General features: G+C 67.9%; 15 protein-coding genes and 1 pseudogene. 11 read left to right on the plus strand and 5 right to left on the minus strand.

The genetic code is table 11. The features are described from left to right. Positions 1–176 precede the first annotated feature (176 nt). Positions 177–2,834, minus strand: a complete 2,658-nt coding sequence (locus tag IO36_RS35670) for a LuxR C-terminal-related transcriptional regulator (protein ID WP_037626412.1) — start codon at positions 2,832–2,834, stop codon at positions 177–179. A 273-nt stretch (positions 2,835–3,107) separates the two neighbouring features. Here IO36_RS35670 and IO36_RS35675 point away from each other — a divergent pair, with 273 nt between their 5' ends. Continuing rightward, positions 3,108–3,440, plus strand: coding sequence for a histone-like nucleoid-structuring protein Lsr2 (locus tag IO36_RS35675; protein ID WP_037626414.1), 333 nt, complete (start codon positions 3,108–3,110; stop codon positions 3,438–3,440). 689 nt (positions 3,441–4,129) lie between these two features. Here IO36_RS35675 and IO36_RS35680 read toward each other — a convergent pair. Next, entirely contained in the window at positions 4,130–4,357 is a 228-nt protein-coding gene (locus IO36_RS35680; RefSeq protein ID WP_037626416.1) for a hypothetical protein, read from the minus strand. Between the two features lie 2 nt (positions 4,358–4,359). On the opposite strand from IO36_RS35680, the gene IO36_RS35685 reads away from it, so the two are divergent. The 3 genes from IO36_RS35685 (at position 4,360) to IO36_RS35695 (ending at position 6,121) form a co-directional block, all read left to right on the plus strand. After that, positions 4,360–4,689 carry an ATP-binding protein gene (locus IO36_RS35685; protein WP_051901202.1) on the plus strand — a complete coding sequence of 110 codons (330 nt, stop codon included), beginning with the start codon at positions 4,360–4,362 and terminating at the stop codon, positions 4,687–4,689. A 95-nt stretch (positions 4,690–4,784) separates the two neighbouring features. Beyond that, positions 4,785–5,378, plus strand: a complete 594-nt coding sequence (gene sigK / locus IO36_RS35690) for an ECF RNA polymerase sigma factor SigK (protein ID WP_037626418.1) — start codon at positions 4,785–4,787, stop codon at positions 5,376–5,378. Next, on the plus strand, positions 5,378–6,121 hold the full coding sequence (locus tag IO36_RS35695; RefSeq protein ID WP_037626420.1) for an anti-sigma factor: 744 nt from the start codon (positions 5,378–5,380) through the stop codon (positions 6,119–6,121). Before sigK ends, IO36_RS35695 begins: the two co-directional genes overlap by 1 nt. A gap of 1,570 nt (positions 6,122–7,691) precedes the next feature. Here the strand turns inward: IO36_RS35695 and IO36_RS35705 are convergent. Then, on the minus strand, positions 7,692–7,952 hold the full coding sequence (locus IO36_RS35705; protein WP_037626423.1) for a hypothetical protein: 261 nt from the start codon (positions 7,950–7,952) through the stop codon (positions 7,692–7,694). Between the two features lie 471 nt (positions 7,953–8,423). Then, positions 8,424–8,708: a helix-turn-helix domain-containing protein gene (locus IO36_RS47195; RefSeq protein WP_158997704.1), complete on the minus strand. Its 285-nt coding sequence runs from the start codon at positions 8,706–8,708 to the stop codon at positions 8,424–8,426. A gap of 894 nt (positions 8,709–9,602) precedes the next feature. On the opposite strand from IO36_RS47195, the gene IO36_RS35715 reads away from it, so the two are divergent. The 6 genes from IO36_RS35715 (at position 9,603) to IO36_RS35740 (ending at position 14,303) form a co-directional block, all read left to right on the plus strand. Beyond that, positions 9,603–9,815, plus strand: coding sequence for a hypothetical protein (locus IO36_RS35715; protein ID WP_037626425.1), 213 nt, complete (start codon positions 9,603–9,605; stop codon positions 9,813–9,815). A gap of 427 nt (positions 9,816–10,242) precedes the next feature. After that, entirely contained in the window at positions 10,243–12,129 is a 1,887-nt protein-coding gene (locus IO36_RS35720) for a zinc metalloprotease (protein ID WP_158997706.1), read from the plus strand. 38 nt (positions 12,130–12,167) lie between these two features. Then, on the plus strand, positions 12,168–12,854 hold the full coding sequence (locus IO36_RS35725) for a hypothetical protein (RefSeq protein WP_037626427.1): 687 nt from the start codon (positions 12,168–12,170) through the stop codon (positions 12,852–12,854). 114 nt (positions 12,855–12,968) lie between these two features. Further along, positions 12,969–13,265 carry a helix-turn-helix domain-containing protein gene (locus IO36_RS35730; protein WP_037626429.1) on the plus strand — a complete coding sequence of 99 codons (297 nt, stop codon included), beginning with the start codon at positions 12,969–12,971 and terminating at the stop codon, positions 13,263–13,265. After that, entirely contained in the window at positions 13,265–13,993 is a 729-nt protein-coding gene (locus tag IO36_RS35735; protein ID WP_158997708.1) for an IS3 family transposase, read from the plus strand. Before IO36_RS35730 ends, IO36_RS35735 begins: the two co-directional genes overlap by 1 nt. 31 nt (positions 13,994–14,024) lie before the next feature. After that, positions 14,025–14,303 carry a hypothetical protein gene (locus IO36_RS35740; protein ID WP_245173602.1) on the plus strand — a complete coding sequence of 93 codons (279 nt, stop codon included), beginning with the start codon at positions 14,025–14,027 and terminating at the stop codon, positions 14,301–14,303. A gap of 168 nt (positions 14,304–14,471) precedes the next feature. On the opposite strand, the gene IO36_RS35745 is transcribed toward IO36_RS35740, so the two are convergent. Then, the gene (locus IO36_RS35745) at positions 14,472–14,864 is read right to left on the minus strand and encodes a helix-turn-helix domain-containing protein (protein ID WP_037626431.1); all 393 of its coding nucleotides are present in this window, start codon (positions 14,862–14,864) and stop codon (positions 14,472–14,474) included. Between the two features lie 1,463 nt (positions 14,865–16,327). On the opposite strand from IO36_RS35745, the pseudogene IO36_RS49470 reads away from it, so the two are divergent. Then, a pseudogene (locus tag IO36_RS49470) lies at positions 16,328–17,431 on the plus strand (sigma-70 family RNA polymerase sigma factor); the annotation flags it as partial. Positions 17,432–17,922 lie beyond the last annotated feature (491 nt).

Below are 17,922 nucleotides of genomic sequence, written 5' to 3' on the forward strand. Positions count from 1 at the left end.
CCCGAAGGCCCCCTCTCCGACGACGACCCCACCTTCGTCACCAACCTCCAGAACGGCATGGAAAAGGTCTTCCTCCCCGAGAACTGACCCCCGCCCACAGAGCGAGAAGGCAGGAGCATGCGATGCCCCTGCCTTCTCGGCATGAGCGCCATCTCGGCAGGCCCGAAAAGCGGGGGCTAAGCCCGGTGGGAGGGTTCTTCGTGCTTCAGCGCAAGAGCGAGATCCCGGCGGCTGCGGACTCCGAGCTTGAGATAGATGCGCTGCAGATGGTTGTCCACCGTGCGCACGGAAAGCATCAGATGCTGCGAAATGGCTTTGCTGGTCTTCCCGGAGGCAGCCAGCAGAGCGATCTCCTGTTCACGTCTTGTGAGAGGTTCGACGTCGTCGGCGATACTCGAAAGGATGGGAGTTCGAGCACCCTCGCACTGGTCCGCGAGGCGCGTTGCGCCGGCGGTGGCGGCTGTCACCTTCCGGGTGTCGCCTTTCCGCCTCCAGGCGTTGGCGGCCTCGGCTGCCGATTCGGCGGCGAGAAGCCGTGCACCCATGCCGTCGAGTTCCTCCGAACACGCCATGAGCTCCTGCGGATCCCTGTTCGCGAGAGCCGCGACGAAGCGTGCCCGCGCCGAGGTGAGTGCCCCGTCCCCCGACGTGGAGAGTTCGGCCATGCGCTCGTGCACCGCCTTCGCATCGCCCAGACGCGCGATGTCTGTGAGGAGAAGCGCTTCGGAGACGAGGTGCCCCGTCTTCCTGGCCCTGTCCGCGGCGGTGCGCAACAGGTCTCGTGCATGGCTGAGTTCACCGCGCGCGGCGTGCAGCCAGGCCACGCCGAGCGATTCCTCGCCGGCCAGACCGCCACTGGTCTTGCTGGCCTCGTAGTCGGCGACGAGACTGGCGGCGGTGTCGAGGTCACCGACCAGTGCGGTGCAGGCCATCAAGCCCGACAGATGCAAGCGGGTGACCCTGTCCAGCCCGTACGTGCGTGATGTGGCGACGCCTTCGGCATACCAGCGCCGGGCGCTCACGGGACGGCCGGCCAGCCACTCTGCGCGGGCGCTCTCATAGGCCAGGAACTGGCGGGCCACCGGCGAATGCGTGTCCTGCAAGCGGTCGGCGGCGCTGAGGCAGATTTCGCGGGCCTGGTCGATCCTTCCCCTTTCCATGAGCGACAGCGCGAGCGGTGCGACTTGCATGACGGGGTGGGGGAGCAGTTTGCCCTCGCCGACCGCCTCGTGGATGGATTTGGCGTGCTCGGCCAGGGCTTGGGCTTGTTCGACCTTGCCGACGAAGGTCAGGCCCATGGTCTTTGCGCTGATGGTGGCCAGCCAGACGTCCAGGGCCTCTTCCGATGGGGTGTCGGGCAGCTCGTTGAGGATCTGCAGCCCTGGAACCGGTGAGCCCCCCACGGTGAGCATCGCTCCCTCCATGATGCGGAGCTGCTGAGCGGCGGTCTGGTCGGACAGGGTGGCGCGGGCCGCGGCGCACACGGCGACGGCCGGGGCCGGGTCGGGGTCGGACCAGTACAGATTGATGCAGCGGGTCGTCGCCGCAATGATCTTTTCGTAGTCGTTGGCGGCTTGGGCGTCCGCTTCGGCGAGGACGACTTCGGCCTGGTCGAGCCGACCGGTGTGCATGAGAGCCCGGCCGAGCAGCACACGGCTCTCGGAGGTGTGCTGATCGGCCTTGATCGCAGAGAGGAGTTCGATCACGTGCTCGTTGTCGTTGGAGTTCATGGCGATGGCGGCAGCCTGCCGGAGGAGGGCGGGCTCGGCGGTGCCGGTGGCGGCCAGCAGCCATGAGGCGACGTGGAGAGCATCCTCCCGCCGCCTGAGACCGTGAGATCCGACGCGCTCGGCCTGTTGCAGCGCAATGTCGTAGCGCTGGAGGGCGGAGGTGTCGGCCGCGATGACCTCTCCGTACAGCGGGTGCGCCAGGGCGACGGTCACCCGGGCGCCCTGGACGGAGATCTCGACGATGCCCGACCGCTCGAGACGCTCCAGGTCCGTGCGATCGGCGAGGACGGCGGCATCGGAGAGGGAGAGAGAGCGGCAGAAAGCGAGTGCCGCGAGCAGCGGGCGGGTGGCCGGTGACGAGGAAGCGATTCTGCCGGCGATCAGGTCCCTGAGATGCGGGGTGACGCGAAGCGGTTCTTCCGAGGTGTCCCACACTCCGCGGTTGAGCGTGAGATTTCCCTGGGCCATGGCTCCCAGCACGAGCTCTCTGAGAAACAGCGGGTTTCCGTCGCTCGCGCCGAGCAGCGTGTGAAGGGCACGGCGGCTGACGGGACCCTCGAGAACACGCTGGAGAAGTTCTTCGACCTGGTCGCGCACCATGTGGTCGAGGTCGGTGCGGCGGATGTGGTCACCACGCTGCAGCAGACCGTCGACGACGTCACTGCTCCGCTCGCCGGTGCGGGCGGTCCCGATCAGGACAATCGTCCCGGAATCAAGAAGCTGGCCGAGCAGGGCAGCGGATGAGTTGTCCAGCAGATGCAGGTCGTCCACGAGGACGACGGTGGGCTGAGGCAGTCCCGCCAACGCCTGAGCCACGGCACGAAAACCCTGGACAGGGTCGGCCATGTCGACGCCGGCAGGAAGAATATGGGCGATCGCTCCGAGCGGCACCTGGGCCGCGGCCCGGCTCGCCACGGCTTTGACCGTACGCCGCTTTTCTGCGGCGGCCAGGTCAAGGAACTCATCCGACAGGCGGGTTTTCCCCACCCCGGCAGGTCCGCAGACCAGCCAGCCGCGGATATCGCCGGCGACGAGGTCCTTGCGGAAGGAAGCGAGGTGCGTTTGCCGTCCGACAAGTGGCCATCTGCCTTCCCAGCTCTGCATGACATACCGCCCAGAGGCCGACAGGCCCCTAATGCTACCTGTGGGTGCGCAGACGTGACCATGGAGCGCTCGGCGATGTAACTGACTGCGGCATAATCGTTCCAGTGGGTTTCGACGCCTCGAATCAAGGGTCATAAGCAGGGATGTGTTCATCCTTCGCTCAATCCGAGACGGACCGTCCGCATGCCGACAAGAATCCCTGGGCGGGGGTGAAGACCGGGCTCGAGAAATCTAGAACTAGACACCGGGCAAAAAGTGGGTACTATCCTCCATATGGCTCAGAAGATCGTTACCGTATACACGGATGACCTCACGGGTGCAGAATCCGACGAGGTGCAGACGCATACCTTTTCCCTGGACGGCGTGAGTTACGAGATCGACCTGATCTCGGACAACTATGACAAGCTGTTCGAGGCCCTCGCTCCCTTCATCGACAAGGGACGCAAGACCGGCAGGGCGAGCAAGGCAGGGCGAGCACGCAAGGCGCCCGTCGACGGTCCCAGCTCCGAAGAGCTCCGGGCCTGGGCCAGGGAGAACAACTACCAAGTCAGTGAGCGCGGGCGCGTGCCGGCTGCTATTCACGAGGCTTACCGAAACGCCCACTGACCGCCCTCGCCTTTCTTCTCTTCCGGGATCTCCCCCGAGGTCGCACGCTGTTCCAGCGCGATACTTCTGGCGCTCCCGGCCAGAGCTCAGGGGAGCCTGGAGGCCATCTCGCCAGGCACGGTTCGCACTCTGCTCCCTCTTGCCCCGATCTGCTCGGCGGGCAGCAGCCACAACGTCCGGCCGGCTGATGGTCGTCCCAGGTGTACACGGCGGCTTACTGACAAAAGCCTTCGCCAAGGGCATTTCGTTTCCTGCTCGGATTGTGCTGTGACTTCCTGTCCTGATGGTCTCGGGAACCGGCTCGTCCCCGGCATCCAGGTGTACGTCCTGACCTTCGGCTGATCGCAGGGCTGACGGACACCACGGACGTGCCTTTCGTGTCCGTCAGCGTGAGGCGGCCGCGCGCACCACCTGGCTTCAGCCGGTGGGCGGGACGTGGGGCCACGTACCTGCGCGGGGCGACGAACCGGCCTTCCTTCAGCAGAGGCCGAAAACCTGGTTCGCACCCACGAACGTCACGCTCCCGCAGGAGGCCTGACGCCACGTCGGGTCTGGAATCGCGACCGAGTTCGGCTGGTCGGCCCGGTCGCGGCCCAGACCGCCGACCCGCCCAGAGCGGGAAACGTGACGCGTTCCGCGGTGCGTACCAACCGGCTGGCACGCACCGCGGAGTCCTCCGGGCGGTGAGGTCACATGTGGCGGCAGTCCCAGTAGCCCTTCACCCAGTAGTGGTGCCAGTGCCCCTGGACGTAGACCCACTTGTAGGTGCGGTCGTGGTCCCACAGTGCCGTGGCCGCGGTCGTATGTGCCGGCGCAGCCGTGGCCGTGCCGGAAAGGCCCAGGGCGGCGCCGCCGGCCAGCAGCCCGGTGGCAGTGGCCCCGGCCAGCAGACGGCGGACTCGCGTGGATGCAGCCATGGATGGCCGCAGAGGATGTGTCACCCGGCTCGGCGCCCGACGTCCTGCTCGTCGTCTCGGAACTGGTCACCAACACTCTGCGTCACACCAGTGGCGCCTGCACCCTCATGCTCACCGCACATGCCACCACGCTCGGCATCACCGTCGCCGACACCAGCACACAGCTCCCGCGGATACGGGCGGGTTCGGCGGCGAACGAAGACGGCGGGCGCGGCCTGGCACTGCTGCACGACATGGGAGCCCGGCTCACCGTCACCCCGACACCGTGGGGCAAGACAGTGCGGGCCACTCTCGACCTCTGCCGTGAGACACCCTATGGCCTCATCAACTGAGCACGCTGAGCCGGATGACGACCCCGGGCTGCAGGCCCACGCCATGGGGCGCACGATCGATCGAGGACAAGCACGTCGACGGAACGCTGAGAACCATGCCCAGCACAGCCTACGACGAGGAACCCGAACCGCCTGCCGAAGACGACGCCCACAGCGTCGAGGCACTGCTGGTCCGGGCCGCGGACGGCGACAAGGGCGCCTTCACGGGCGTGTACCAGGCCTTGGCGCGCCCGGTCATGGGGCTGGCCTGCCGCATCCTGCACGACCCGGCACAGGCGGAGGAGGTCACGCAGGAGGTGATGGTCGAGGTCTGGCGCACGGCCCACCGCTACCGGCCCGAACGCGGGAGTGCCAAGGGCTGGGTGCTCACCCTCGCCCACCGTCGGGCGGTGGACCGGGTCCGCCACGCACAAGCGGCAGCGCAGCGTGAGCGTCGCGCGGGTATGGTGCTCGCGGGCCGCGAGCATGACGAGGTGGCCGAGGCCGTGGAGGACGACGACGAACGCCGGCGTGCCCAGGAATGCATGGCCCGCCTCGCCCGCATGTACCGGATCCCCCTCGTACTGGCCTACTACCAGGGACTGACCTACGCCGAGGTGGCTGCCGCCCTGTCCACACCGGCCGGCACCGTCAAGTCCCGGATGCGCACCGGACTGCGCCTGCTGCGCGACTGTCTGGAGGCCCGGTGATGACAGCCGAGGAAGACCCGCACCAGCCGGTCGGCGCCTACGTCCTGCACGCTCTGCCCCCGAACGAGGAAGCCGCCTTCGAACGGCACCTGGACGACTGCCACGCTTGCCGACGCGAGGTGGCCGAACTCGCCGAGGCGGCAGTCCGCCTCGCGCCCGCCGGGGCCGCGGCCGTTCCGGCCGACCTCCTCGACCGAGTCCTGGACGAGATCAGCAGGACCCCGCAGGAACACACGCCCACCGGCCCGCCCCCCGGCCGACGCAAGAGGCAGCTCACGTCCTGGGCCCTGGCCGCAAGTCTCGCAGCCGCAGCCACCTTCGGCGGGATCGCAGCCTGGCAGTCCGTCCAGGCCGACGACGCCCGCGACCAGGCGACCGCCCTGCAGAACGCAAAGAACGCACTGACCAACGTGCTGACCGCACCTGATGCCACCGTGCACACCACGAAACTGGCCGACGGCGCCTCCGCCGCCGTTGTCGTCTCCCGCGCCACCGATCGGGCCGCCTTCGTCGCCGGGGACCTGCCCGCTCTCAGCGGCGACAAGGTCTACGAACTCTGGTACGCGGCCCCCTCGGGAGGCCTCCACCCGGCCGGGCTTCTGCCGGGCAGCGGAGGTCGCTCCGCCCGGGTTCTGGAGCGGCCGCTCGGCAAGACGGTGGCGGTCGGCATCACCGTCGAACCGGCGGGCGGATCCCGCCAGCCCACCACCGAACCCATCGGCATCATCCCCATCGGCTCGTAGCGCGATCGTCTCGAGGCCGGGCCGGGGACGACGCCGGTGCAGGCGGCCTGCATCGGTCACCTGATCCTGCCGATCCTTCGCCCCGGCTCCTCTCCTGTCGGTAGTCGCCGGGAGCCGGCGGGCCAGGGTAGGCGCGCTGCGGGGAGAAAGATGAGAAAGATCCAGAAAAGTTCTCCAATAAAATCGAGGCATTTCGATCAGAAGTGAACGCCTTTGTCTCTCCGTGTGCCCAGGCGGGCGCGGTGGAATTGAACCGGCTGTCTCTTCCGAAGGCTGGGCATTTCGCGACCGGTGAATCGGAAAAGCAAGGTGTCGCATGGCGGTCCGCAGAACTTCAAGGGTCCTACTCGTTTGGTTTATTCGATCCTCCGGTCGGGTGCTGTCGGCGTTTCCTTTTCGTGGGCGACAGAGTCCCCGGGGGCCGCATCCCTATGCGTTCTGACCTGCCATTTGACTCTGTTCGGGCGCGGCCCGCCCAATCGCTGCGATCAGGGTTGCACGGCCGGGATCTCGAAATAGTTGGGTAGTGTCACGTTGCCCACAGGGGATTTCCTTTCGTTTCGAAGGAGGATCAATCAGTGAAGAGCATGGCTAGAACTCTGGCTGCTGCGGTTTTGACGGCCGGGGCCGTCATTCTGCCGCTTGCGGGTACGGCGGCGGCTGTTCCGGGCCCAGGTCCCATCGCGCCGCATGCGGCCGTGAGCGCCGGCTACGACCGGGGTGGGGACCGGTTCGGGGACCGTGATCGCGACGGGTACCGGGGCCGGTTCGGGGACCGTGATCGCGACGGGTACTGGGGTCGCGGCGAGGACCGGACGGGCGACAGGGGCGGGTACCTCGATCGCCGTTACCGCTGCTACTGGAGCCACAACCACGGCTGGGGCCACCACCACGGCAGGGGGCACTGGGTCTGCGTGCCCAGCTGGCTGCGGTAGCCCGCTCAGCCTCTGTGCCAGGGGTGCCGCCCGCGTTCGGCGGCGGGCGGCACCCCGGCCCGCACGACGAGTCTTCGGGGATGCCCTTGGGCTGCCGGTCCGGTGCATGAACCGGCTTTCCGGCAGCTCAGGGGGCCATACGTCCCTGGCGCCGTTCTCGTTCGCCGTTCGCGCGGAGGCCGGCCGGGCGGGGCGGGCGGCATGCGGGGCCGTGTCCGGCCGCACCGCACGCGGCATGTCTGCGCCAACAGGTTGGCGGCGTGCGCGGCGGGCCGTGCCGGCGGCTGTGCAGGACGGGCCGCACTCGCGCAGAGGGCGGACGCCGGGGTGTGAAGAGGGCCCGCCCACCCTTGCGACCGGACGAAAAGAAGGGCGCCGGGACGGTAAGGCGGCCGACGAATACGTAGATAAATGCATTGCCGCCGTGCCCCGCGGCCCGTTGCGATGCTCGGGCCGGCCGGGGCGCGCACCTTCAAGTGATCCGCTCCGGACGGGGGACTGCGCGGGGCGGGCGCAGCCTGATCGGCCGACCGCCGATAAGGATTTCCGGACCACCGTTTTCTCGAATACCCGGCAAGCTGTGCGGAAGAATCCTTTCACCCCGGCCGCTCGACCGATTCCCGCCGGCGGCGGAATCAACTCCTGAAGATTGTCAGAATGGCGCCGCTGACCTCGATGTGACGTTCCTCCAGTTTTTCACCGCACCGTAGGGCCGTCAGGCATTTTCTGAACAGTCTCATCTCGTCGACGTCGAGAACTGCCAAGGCCATGTTCATTACATCATCCAAGGCGGAGGCCGTCAGGCACTCGGGCAGTTCGCCGGAGAGCAGAATCACCGGCTCTCCCGTGGTGCCGCGTACAACAGCCGTGGTGGATGATCCCTGGACGACGAACACCTGAACTCCTCTTGCAGCACCCATCACGTAACCCGCTCAGCTTCGGATGGAACAAGAGGATAGCGACAGAAAGCGCTGCTTTTGTGCGTATTCGGTCGATCGGGAATCCGGGGCAAGATCTGAAAATGGCGGAACGGCTCCGGTGCTGCGCCCAGCGGTAACCGCTACGGATCTGCCGCGCCGTCCGACTTCGTCGCCCGTGTGTCGCAAGTGGACCGTGTGCAGAAGGTGTCGGCTGCACTGGTTGCACAGCCCTCGTCGTCGTTCGATCCGGCTCGCTGAGCCACGGATGTCTTCGACCTGCGGGGAATGCTGGAGGGCTGCCCGTGCAAGCGCATCAACGACCGGAAGGCCGGCCGGCTTCAGCGGCGGGCCGAGCGCGAGTCTCCCGCCGCGCCGGTATGCCGGACTGATGCGGCTCTCCGGTGCTCCGAAGGGTGTTGGCCGCTGCGGGCCGGGGGATGCGCGAGATCAGCACCCGGACGAGGTCGTCCGCTCCTGGGAGAGGGCGGCGTCTCCCAGCAGCTGCGCAACCCGCTTGTGGATGGCCAGTTCCGCCTGCAGCCTGGCGATCCGTCTGCGGGCCTTCTTCAGATCGGAGAAGTCGCTGCTGCCCGCCGACGCGGTGGTGAGGGCCGCTCCTGCCCCCTCGGCGTCCATGGCGGCCGGCTGGGGTGAAAGAGGCTTGTCGGCAAGGCCGTCCAGTCGGTCGGCGATGAACCGCCGTCGCCACTTGCGGACCGTGTCCGCGGCCATCCGGAGATCCGCGGCGACGGAGACGATCGATGGCACCTCGGGCCCGGCACAGGCCAGCACGACGCGGGCTCGCAGAGCGTGAACCGATGGCGTCCGACTCGCCCATCGCTCCAGTACCGCACGTTCCTCCGCCGAGAGCAGCAGCGGCTGCAGTTTGGGACCGCGACGAGAAGCTGACGCACCAACAGCTGGAATCACACGCGCCCTAACGAGCAGTCGCTGTCGAAGGACACTGGCACGCCGATGGGATGTGCGGGGTGTTTCTGCCGGAGGGCGGCACGACATGCGGGGGCTGCGGACGAGTCGCCAGCGCTCACGGTTCCGGCGGCGGATGCGGCGATGTGGGGTTGCGCGGCGATGTGGGGTTGCGGCGTGAGCCCGACGACTGCCTCGTGCGACGTCCTGCGGTGACAGGCGGCTTCTGGTCGTGCCCGCTGAAGGTTCGGTCCGGACCTTTCCCGGCCGGATTCCAACCGTGGCTTCAGCGGCGGCGGTTGGGGTCCAGGTCCGTCCGGCGGGGCCTCGGCACGGGAGGTGAACGGTTGTGCGCTTTGGGTACGAAGGTCCCCCTTGGGGAGTTTGCGAACCATCTCCCCGTCCGCTACTGTCCAGAGTCATCGGACGAGTTGTCCGGTAACTCTGGACAGCGGTTGGTGTGGCGGTTTCCTCCCCCTCCACGGGCGGGACTACGCCACAGCGGCCCAAGTGACGGCCAGGGACCGGTTTTACCCCTTGTTCCGGCTCCGGCGGGAGCTGTTCGGCGGCGGTTCAGCCCTACGGGCTATGGCCGCAAGACGACGGCTCCCGCCGGGAGCCGCAGTCCACCGGACAGGGCCAGCCCCGCGCCTTCCGTATCCGGAACCCCCCTGTATCGACATCTGAAAGGTATTCATCATGGACATCGCAAAGCTCGAAGCCGAGTCCGCGGAGCTGCTGCCGGGCCGCGAGGCCCTGGGCAAGTTCTCGTTCAGCTTCGCCCGGACCACCAACATCTCGCACAAGGCCGCGGCTGTCGGTGCGCACAACGAGTCGCTGGCGGCGAACTCCTTCTCGCCGTTCGCCGTCGCCCAGTCGCAGGCCACGCAGGCGATCAACGTCCACCAGTAGTCCAGCTGCCGTAGACCGGCATCTGACACCGAGACTGGTGTTCATCACGCCGGGCCGGCTCTGCCGGCCCGGCTCCGGCCGACGGTGACGACCAGACACCCCACGGCCCTGCCGGCAAGAGACGGCAAGAGACTCTCGCGTGGACGTTGAGCAGGCCGGCAGCGCCGGCCCGGACGGCGGCCGCCCCTCAGGCCCCCCGGCGGACCGAGTTCGCCTCCCACGATCTCACCCGTGCCTCGGACCCGGCTGACACCCCCACGGCTTTCCGCCATGGCGCCCGGCAGGGAAAGACAATCCCCGCTCATGCCTAGGGGAGGGGGCGCCCGCCCGACATCCGGCAACAGCTTCCACACCTCGTGTGGCGCTCCCCGCATCAGGAGGAGAAACATTGACAGTGTTCGAGGACCAGAATCCCGACGCTGTCGGCTTGTCGGACACGCGGCCGCTGGGCCGTGAGGAGATGACGGGTGGCAGACACGACGCCACCGTTCCTCTTCAGTCGGACACGAGGACAGCACGGCTGCGCACCGTACACAGGAAGCCGGCTCCCTCGTTCTACGTTCCGCAGCTGAGCGAGGGCCTGGAACGCATGGGGGAGTACAAGGGATCGGGGTTCACCGAGCCCAAGTACCTCGTACGCCGGGGCGACGGCCAGGTGGTCCAGCTGTCCCGGCTCCTCTACCTGGTGGTGAGCGCCGTTGACGGAGTGCGCGACGCCGAGAGGATCTCCCACTTCGTCAGCGGCCGTTACGGCGCCGAGGTCACCGCGGACAACGTCGTCTACCTGCTGGAGAACAAGCTCAACCCCCTCGGCGTCGTGGGAGCCGCCGGAGCCGAGAGAGACCAGACCCCCGAGCCGCGCTCCGACCTGCTCCTGGTCCTCAAAGGCCACAAGGTCGTCTTCCGCGAGGAACAGGTGGCGAGGATCGCCTCGGCACTGGCATGGCTCCACCGGCCGCCGCTCGTGGCCCTGACGCTCCTGGCCACCACCCTCATGGATGTCTGGCTGTTCGGCATCCACGGCGCCATGACCCCCGTTCTGCAGGTCCTGGAACAACCGATCTGGATGCTGATCGTCTTCCTCCTGACCGTCGCGTCCCTGGTCTTCCACGAATTCGGACACGCATCGGCATGCCGGTACAGCGGAGCGAAACCAGGGAAGATCGGCTACGGCATCTTCCTGATCTGGCCCTCCATGTACACCGACGTCACGGACGTCTACAGGATCGGGCGCGCAGGACGACTGCGGACCGGACTCGGCGGCGTCTACTTCAATGTGCTCTTCATGCTCCTGCTGACCGCCCTCTACGCGGCGACCGGCGAGCCCTATCTCCTTGCGGCCGTCTATCTGGCGCACTTCGAGGTCCTGGAACAACTCATGCCGGCCGTACGCCTCGACGGCTACTACATCCTGGGCGACCTGGCCGGAATCCCCGACCTGTACGGCAAGGTGAAACCCATCTTGCTGAGCATGCTGCCCACCCGCCCCGTGCACCCGGACGCGGCGGACCTCAAGCGCTCCGCCCGGACCGTGGTCACGGTCTGGGTTCTCACCATGATCCCCATCCTGCTGGCCGAGACCGGCTACGCCCTGTGGAACCTTCCCCGCCTGCTCTCCACCAGCCTTCGCTCCCTGATCGGCCAGCTCTCCGGTACCTTCTCGGCGTTCGGGGACGGGCAGATCGCGGCCGGCCTGGTCGGCGTCATCGGCAGCCTCATGCTGATCTGCCCCATGGCGGGAGGGGCCTATCTGACGGTTCGCCTCGTCGGCCGTCTCACCCGGGGCGCCATGCGCGTCACCGAGGGCAACACCCAACTGCGCGCGGCAATCGGCGTGGCCGTACTGGCCACGGCCTCCGTCCTGGCCGGCGCGTGGATGCACGGCGCCACCCCCAAGCCGCTGCCCCCAGCCCCGCCCGTCGCCCCCCTCCTGCAGCCCGGCGTCCCCACGGCCAGGCCCTCGAGCAGCCCGTCACACCCCTCCCACCACGCCTCCGTGCCATCGGCAGGGGTGTCAACGCTTCCGGACACACCCCAGACCGTCCCGGTCGCCCCGTCCGTGTCCTCCACCACGGGGCACCCGCACCCGGACACCGACATCACCAACTCGGCCACCCCCAGCAGCCACCGGTCACCCGCACCTGCGCAGACGGGTCCCGCCTCCCCCCGGACGACACCGACCAGCAGCACACGAACGGACAACCCCTCACCCTTCTTCTCACCTGCCCCCACCCCCTCGGAATCCGCCTCCGACACGGCCCTCCCCACCTCGCCGGCACCCCTCGAAACGGATTCCGCATCCGCAACGCCGTAGCGCGGCCCACACCCCCCCATCCCCTTGAGGAGACACCGATGACAACGCACCGCAAACCCCGCACCAGCACCGCGGCCAAGACCGCCGTCCGGCTCGGCATGATCGCCACCGCCGGGATGGCCGTGGCGGCGACGACCACGACAGCCCAGGCCAGTTCCGGGAGTTCGCACTCCTTCATGTCCACCGCCGTCGACATGGCCGACACCCATGCCGACCGCATGCACGTCAACCAGTTCGACGAGTCCTTCAAGATCCACCAGTTCGGTCCGCTCGTCGCGGTGACGGCGAACAACCGGGCCACGGCCGAATCCGCAGGATGCTCCGTCCAGGCCCCGTGCAGGTCCATCGCCCTGTCCTTCCAGATCGTCACCGCGGCCGGCCGCAACGCCCGGCTGGTCAACGCCACCAACATCAGCCGGTCGGCCAACGACCACTGCCCCGGCTGCGAGACCTTCGCCGGCGCGTACCAGTTCGTCGTCGCCACTCCCCAGGAGCTGACCCTCAGCAAGCCGGCCCGCAGCCAACTCGCGCGCATCCACCGTGAGGTGGCCGGGCTGAGGCGATCGCACCTGGCGATTCCCGACGTCAAGAAGCGCGCCGACGAGCTGGCACAAGAGGTCAAAACCGTCCTGGACCGCGAAGCCGCATCCGCCCCGCACCGCAGCGCCGCGAGCCCGCCGGACAACTTCCGGCCCACCGTGACGATGCACCGCCACGTCGACTGACGTGAGCCGACCGACAGGACCCCGGCCCGTCTGCCGCGCCCGACCGCCCGGCCGTCTCACGAACCACTGCTTCGGGCCGGCCCGCGGGCCCCGGGCCGAGGAACGGGAAGGAACATGCCCAGACAGCCTTTCTCCTCCACGCTGCAGCATCAGGCCCTGGACCTGCTGGCCGAGGGACAGGCCGTCAAGGACGTCGCGGCACAACTGCACCTGAGCAGGTCCACCGTCTACCGCTGGCGCCAAGCCCTCTCACCCGCCCCCGCACACCGGCCCGCCGGCAGGCACCCGGAACTCAACGCCGCCCGCACACGCATCGCCGAGCTGGAGAACGAACTCCTCGCGCACCGGCACAGAACACGGCAACTGAGCGATGTGGTGCCCCCAAAAGCCGGTTCGAGGCCATCCGCGTGATGGCGTCAGAAGGGCACCAGGTCCGCTCGACGGCCGCGCTCCTGCGCGTCTCCGAATCCGGCTACTACGCCTGGTGTCGGCGCGCGCCTTCAGGACGCGTGCTGTGGCACGCCCGGCTGACCGAACTCATCCTCTCCATCTACCGGTCCTCCGAGGCCATGTACGGCTCCCGGCGCATCCATCACGAACTGCAGGAGCGTTACGGCATCAATGTCAGCCGCGGGACGGTGGAACTGCTCATGCGGCAAGCCGGTATCCGGGGCAGGGCGGGGCGCACCCGGTGGGCGGCTGGGCAGATGCTCGACAGCCGGACGGCACGGCGCCTGTGGGTCACGGATGCCAGAGCACATCACACACCGACGGGAACGGTGTACTGCGCCGTCGTGCTCGATACGAACCAGCGCCGGCTCATGGGCTGGAGCGTGGACCGCACGGCGACCCAGGAACTCGTACACCGGGCGCTGGACGCGGCTCTCGTCCGCGATGCCGAAGAGCTCCCGCCCGTCCGGCCCCAGCACACCTGGCCGACCGCCTATGCGTTCACCGAACACATGCAGACTCTCGCGCTGGCCCCCGTGACCGCCCGGGTCCCCGACCGGCACGCCCAGGCATCGGTGGACCTTTTCTGGAGGAGGATCGGGCGCAGCCTCCTCCCGAGACAGTACTGGAACACCCCCGAAAGCCTGCAGACGCAGCTGATGAGCCTGCTCGAGGACTTCTCCACCTGAACACCGGCGCGACGAATGGCGCACCTGCGGCATGAATCGCCATTACACGATCATGGAAGAGAGCATGCTGAACGCAGGAGCGACCCCTCCTTTGCCCATCGCGGCATCTCTTCGCGGCGCACTCGACACGGATGGGGATCTCCCTGCCACCCAGGCGCACGAGGTGCTGCTGCACTGCGCTCTCACCGCGGCCTGTGTCCCCGAATCACTTCACGAAAGAAAGGTCACGGCACGGATTGCGGAACTCGACTATCAGACGGTTGCCATCGTGATCGGCTGGCTCAGGGCGGCGAACCTGCAGGGCTTTTAAGGACCGGTCACCGGAAATGGCGGCCTGGCAACCTTTCCTCTCCGAGCAGGAAAGCCCGGAGCGGAATGGGAAACCGGCACCGGTCCTCCACGAGCTCACGCCGGCCACGGGGAGCGAACTCTCCCACCCCCGGCCCGAGGGCGGCGGTCCGCTGTGCACGCGGCAAGCTCAGGAGCGAGGGGACGTCCCCTCTTCCGCTGCGGCGGTGCGCAGAAGGGACTCCACGAGGGCGGAGACGTGCCTGCGGTCGACTGGGCCGAGTTTCTGCACGCTGGCGATCAAAATCGCGACCTCGGGGTCGCTCGCCTCGGGCGTGTCCTCGAGGTAGAGGTGGACCCCGCACGCCTCGGCGGCGGCCCGGTGGACCGGCGTGAGGGGAATGCCGAGCCCCTTGGCCAGCCCCTCGAGCGTGCTCTGTTGCGGCATCCGAGCCAACCGCTCCGACGTCGCCAGGTGGTGGACGGTGGAACGCGAGACGCCCCCGCGCCGCGCGACATCGCTATAGGACCAACCGTGCTGGTCAAGTTGGTGCTTGATCAGTACCTGCAGTGGGTTCGGCACAGCTGGTGTCTTCCTGCTCGGATGCTGCTTCCCGCCTTGGTGTCAGTGAGTTTAAACGAATCAGATCGTTGATCGTCATGTGCTTACCTTTCCGTATCAGAACGGTGCGAAAAGGCCAATCGGGCCCATTTGCCCACCGCTGCGACCGACGGCTGAACTGGCGTCATATGTCCGCCTGTTCGGCTCGCCCCCGGCGGGGACGGCTGTCGTCGGCGGCTGGAATTGCGCACAGATGCCACGGGCCTTTGCCGTCCGCCCGGGCCGGGGGCAGGCGCCGTGCGGTGTGCCCCGTCCACTTGGCCCTGGTGCCCCCTCGGTCATGGCGCGCATCCCTGCTGCGGGGATGCGGATCCGGCGCAGAGGGGCGCACGGTTGCACATGATGCGGCAATCGAAGCGTGAAACTGATAAAAGATGCAACAAGTTTAAATGCTTTAGGCTTTCTTTTCGCGGTTTCATTCGCATTTTCATTCGGGCGTGAGCGGGGCGGTTTGGGCCTGAGGGGATCGATCCCGCGCCTCTGCCGGAAAAGATGAATCAGCATCTCTTTGACCAGTCCTTTACTTGACGGGTCATCATTTGTGCTATGGTTGATCAATTCAATCCGAAAGGTCGAACCTGAGGGGGGGGGATTGATGATCTCAACTGCCTCCGCGTTAGCCCTGTGGCTCGCCGAAATGTCCGATGACCGGGAAAGGGTTCTCGGCGAGTGGCATGCGAATTGTTTCGGAATTGCGTTACTTCCCGCTGGAACATCCTGGGATGCGGTCAGGTTCCCAGAGGATGAGGGTTACCGTGCCTATCTCGATCTGGTCGAGACGGCACGCCCTGTTGGACCTGTGCTTTGGGACTCCTGGTGCAAGCAGGTGTATTTCTTGGCCTCTCCGGGCCGATCGAGCCTGCTGCGGTCACTCGATCTCCGCGTCGTGTCGCTGGAGGGATGGCTTGCCGCCCCGGACCCGAGACGGCAGGCGGGCAGGTTCGCATGGGTCCACGGCAGTCCGGCGAGGCAGCTGACCTGCGCCGAAGACCTCTACCTCTCGGCCATCTGCGCCGGCTCACCGAGCTCTGGCGATGCCGAGCACTTCTTTGCCCCGGCCCCCTCTGTATCCCCGTGGGTGCCACTTGCGGTCCAGCATGAGCTGAATCGAATCTGCTGACAGCCGCTCGACGCCCTTCCGGCCGTCATGATGAACGGCCCTGGTCGAAGGTGCCGGACCCGGCCGGCGGCCCGCCGTGGGACGACTGCGCCACCCGATGAGACGGCCGAGCCCGACAGCTCCGCCCCTCGGACGCACCCCCTGCGCCGCCACCGTCCGGCGTTCCCGCCCGCCCTCTCCTCGCGATGTGACGCGGGTCACCCGAATCCCGCGTCACGAACGCAGGAGCAGCTCGCGTCTCGTGGTCGTCCGCAGCGGGACCGACGCAGCGGGACCGACCGACACGAGAGAAGGCGGCAGGACGATGAACACGACAGCAGCGCAGCCACACGAGGTTCTGGTGCTCGGCGCCGGTTACGCCGGCCTCTCCGCCGCGATCCAGCTCGCGGCCCGCACCAGAAAGCGTGCAAACCTCCGGGTCACTCTGGTCAACCCCTACGACACCTTCACCGAGCGCCTGCGACTGCACATGACCGCCACCGGGCAGGAAACGGCCGAGATGAACATCCGGGAACTGCTGGACGGCACAGGCGCCGTCTTCGTCCGCGGCTGGGTCACCGCCGTGGACGCCGAGACGAAGACCGTCCGCGTCGACGACGACCGGCTCCTGCGCTACGACACCCTCGTCTACGCCCTGGGCAGCATCGCGGACACCGTCACCGTGCCCGGCGCGGACGGCCACGCCCACACCCTCGACGGCCCGCAGGACGCCGCCCTCCTGGCCGGCCGCCTGTCCGGGCTCGACGCCGGGACCGTCGTGGTCGCCGGCAGCGGCCTCACCGGCGTCGAGGCCGCCGCCGAGATCGCCGAACAGCACCCGGACCTCCAGGTGCTGCTGCTGGGCCGACGGGAGCCAGGCTTCCAGACGTACCGCACCCTGCTCTTCTCCGTCGCCTACCGCCTCCTCGGCACCGCCGCCCACGCCGAGGACGTGGTCCAGGACGCCTGGCTCAAATGGTCGGCCGCCGACCGCTCCCAAGTCGCCGACCCGAAGGCCTACCTGGCCCGGATCGTCTCCAACCTGGCCATGGAACGGCTCCGTTCGACCCGCCACCAGCGCGAGACCTACGTGGGCCCCTGGCTCCCCGAACCGATCCTCACCGGCCCCGACGTCGCCGACACGGCCGCCGCGGCGGACGCGGTCTCCATGGCCCTGCTGGTCGTCCTGGAGACACTCAGCCCCCTGGAACGCGCCGTCTTCGTCCTGAAAGAAGCCTTCGCCTTCAGCTACGCGGAGATCGCCGAAGCGGTGGAACGTTCGGAAGAAGCAGTCCGCCAGGCCGCGCACCGCGCCCGCGAACACGTCCAGGCCCGCCGCCCCCGCTACCCCGCGGACCCCGCCCGCCGACGCGACGTCACCGAACGCTTCTTCGCGGCCTCCACGGGCGGCGACATCAACACCCTCATCGGGTCTCCTTCGTGGATACCCCCGGCCTTCAGGCCGGGGTGGGGGTACCTCCCGCTTGCGGGGGAGAAACGAGGCTCCTGCGGAGCAGGGCAGGGAGAGCCGGTTCGCCCCCTGGGCGGACCGGCGTTGTCAGTGGCGGCCGTTAGGTTGCTCGCGTGTATCTGCGGTATTCCTTCCGGCTCGAGCCGATGCCGGGTCAGCGCATCGCGCTGGCCCGTACTACAACGATGCGCTGGCTGCGAGGAAGGCCGCGTACCAGGCGGACAGGTCGAAGATCGCGACAGGTGTGCTGGCGAAGCGGGTGATCACCGACGCGAAGAAGACGCCCGAGCGGGCCTGGCTCGCCGAGGTGTCGGTGGACGCCCTGCAGTCCTCTCTTCGTGATCTCGATGCGGCGTACGCGAACTTCTTCGGGTCGGTGTCGGGGAAGCGGCCAGGGCGCCGTATGGGGCTTCCGGTGTTCAAGTCGAAGAAAGACAGTCGGCAGGCCG

Origin of the sequence: Streptomyces aureus (assembly GCF_000725495.1) — a bacterium.
Taxonomy (GTDB): domain Bacteria; phylum Actinomycetota; class Actinomycetes; order Streptomycetales; family Streptomycetaceae; genus Streptomyces; species Streptomyces aureus_B.

Coding starts and splice junctions, on each gene's coding strand:
- IO36_RS35735 (WP_158997708.1), top strand. CDS start 13,265: ATGGCGTCAGAAGGGCACCAGGTCCGCTCGACGGCCGCGCTCCTGCGC.
- IO36_RS35675 (WP_037626414.1), top strand. CDS start 3,108: ATGGCTCAGAAGATCGTTACCGTATACACGGATGACCTCACGGGTGCA.
- sigK (WP_037626418.1), top strand. CDS start 4,785: ATGCCCAGCACAGCCTACGACGAGGAACCCGAACCGCCTGCCGAAGAC.
- IO36_RS47195 (WP_158997704.1), bottom strand. CDS start 8,708: ATGGCCGCGGACACGGTCCGCAAGTGGCGACGGCGGTTCATCGCCGAC.
- IO36_RS35695 (WP_037626420.1), top strand. CDS start 5,378: ATGACAGCCGAGGAAGACCCGCACCAGCCGGTCGGCGCCTACGTCCTG.
- IO36_RS35680 (WP_037626416.1), bottom strand. CDS start 4,357: ATGGCTGCATCCACGCGAGTCCGCCGTCTGCTGGCCGGGGCCACTGCC.
- IO36_RS35740 (WP_245173602.1), top strand. CDS start 14,025: ATGAATCGCCATTACACGATCATGGAAGAGAGCATGCTGAACGCAGGA.
- IO36_RS35685 (WP_051901202.1), top strand. CDS start 4,360: ATGGCCGCAGAGGATGTGTCACCCGGCTCGGCGCCCGACGTCCTGCTC.
- IO36_RS35715 (WP_037626425.1), top strand. CDS start 9,603: ATGGACATCGCAAAGCTCGAAGCCGAGTCCGCGGAGCTGCTGCCGGGC.
- IO36_RS35730 (WP_037626429.1), top strand. CDS start 12,969: ATGCCCAGACAGCCTTTCTCCTCCACGCTGCAGCATCAGGCCCTGGAC.
- IO36_RS35725 (WP_037626427.1), top strand. CDS start 12,168: ATGACAACGCACCGCAAACCCCGCACCAGCACCGCGGCCAAGACCGCC.
- IO36_RS35670 (WP_037626412.1), bottom strand. CDS start 2,834: ATGCAGAGCTGGGAAGGCAGATGGCCACTTGTCGGACGGCAAACGCAC.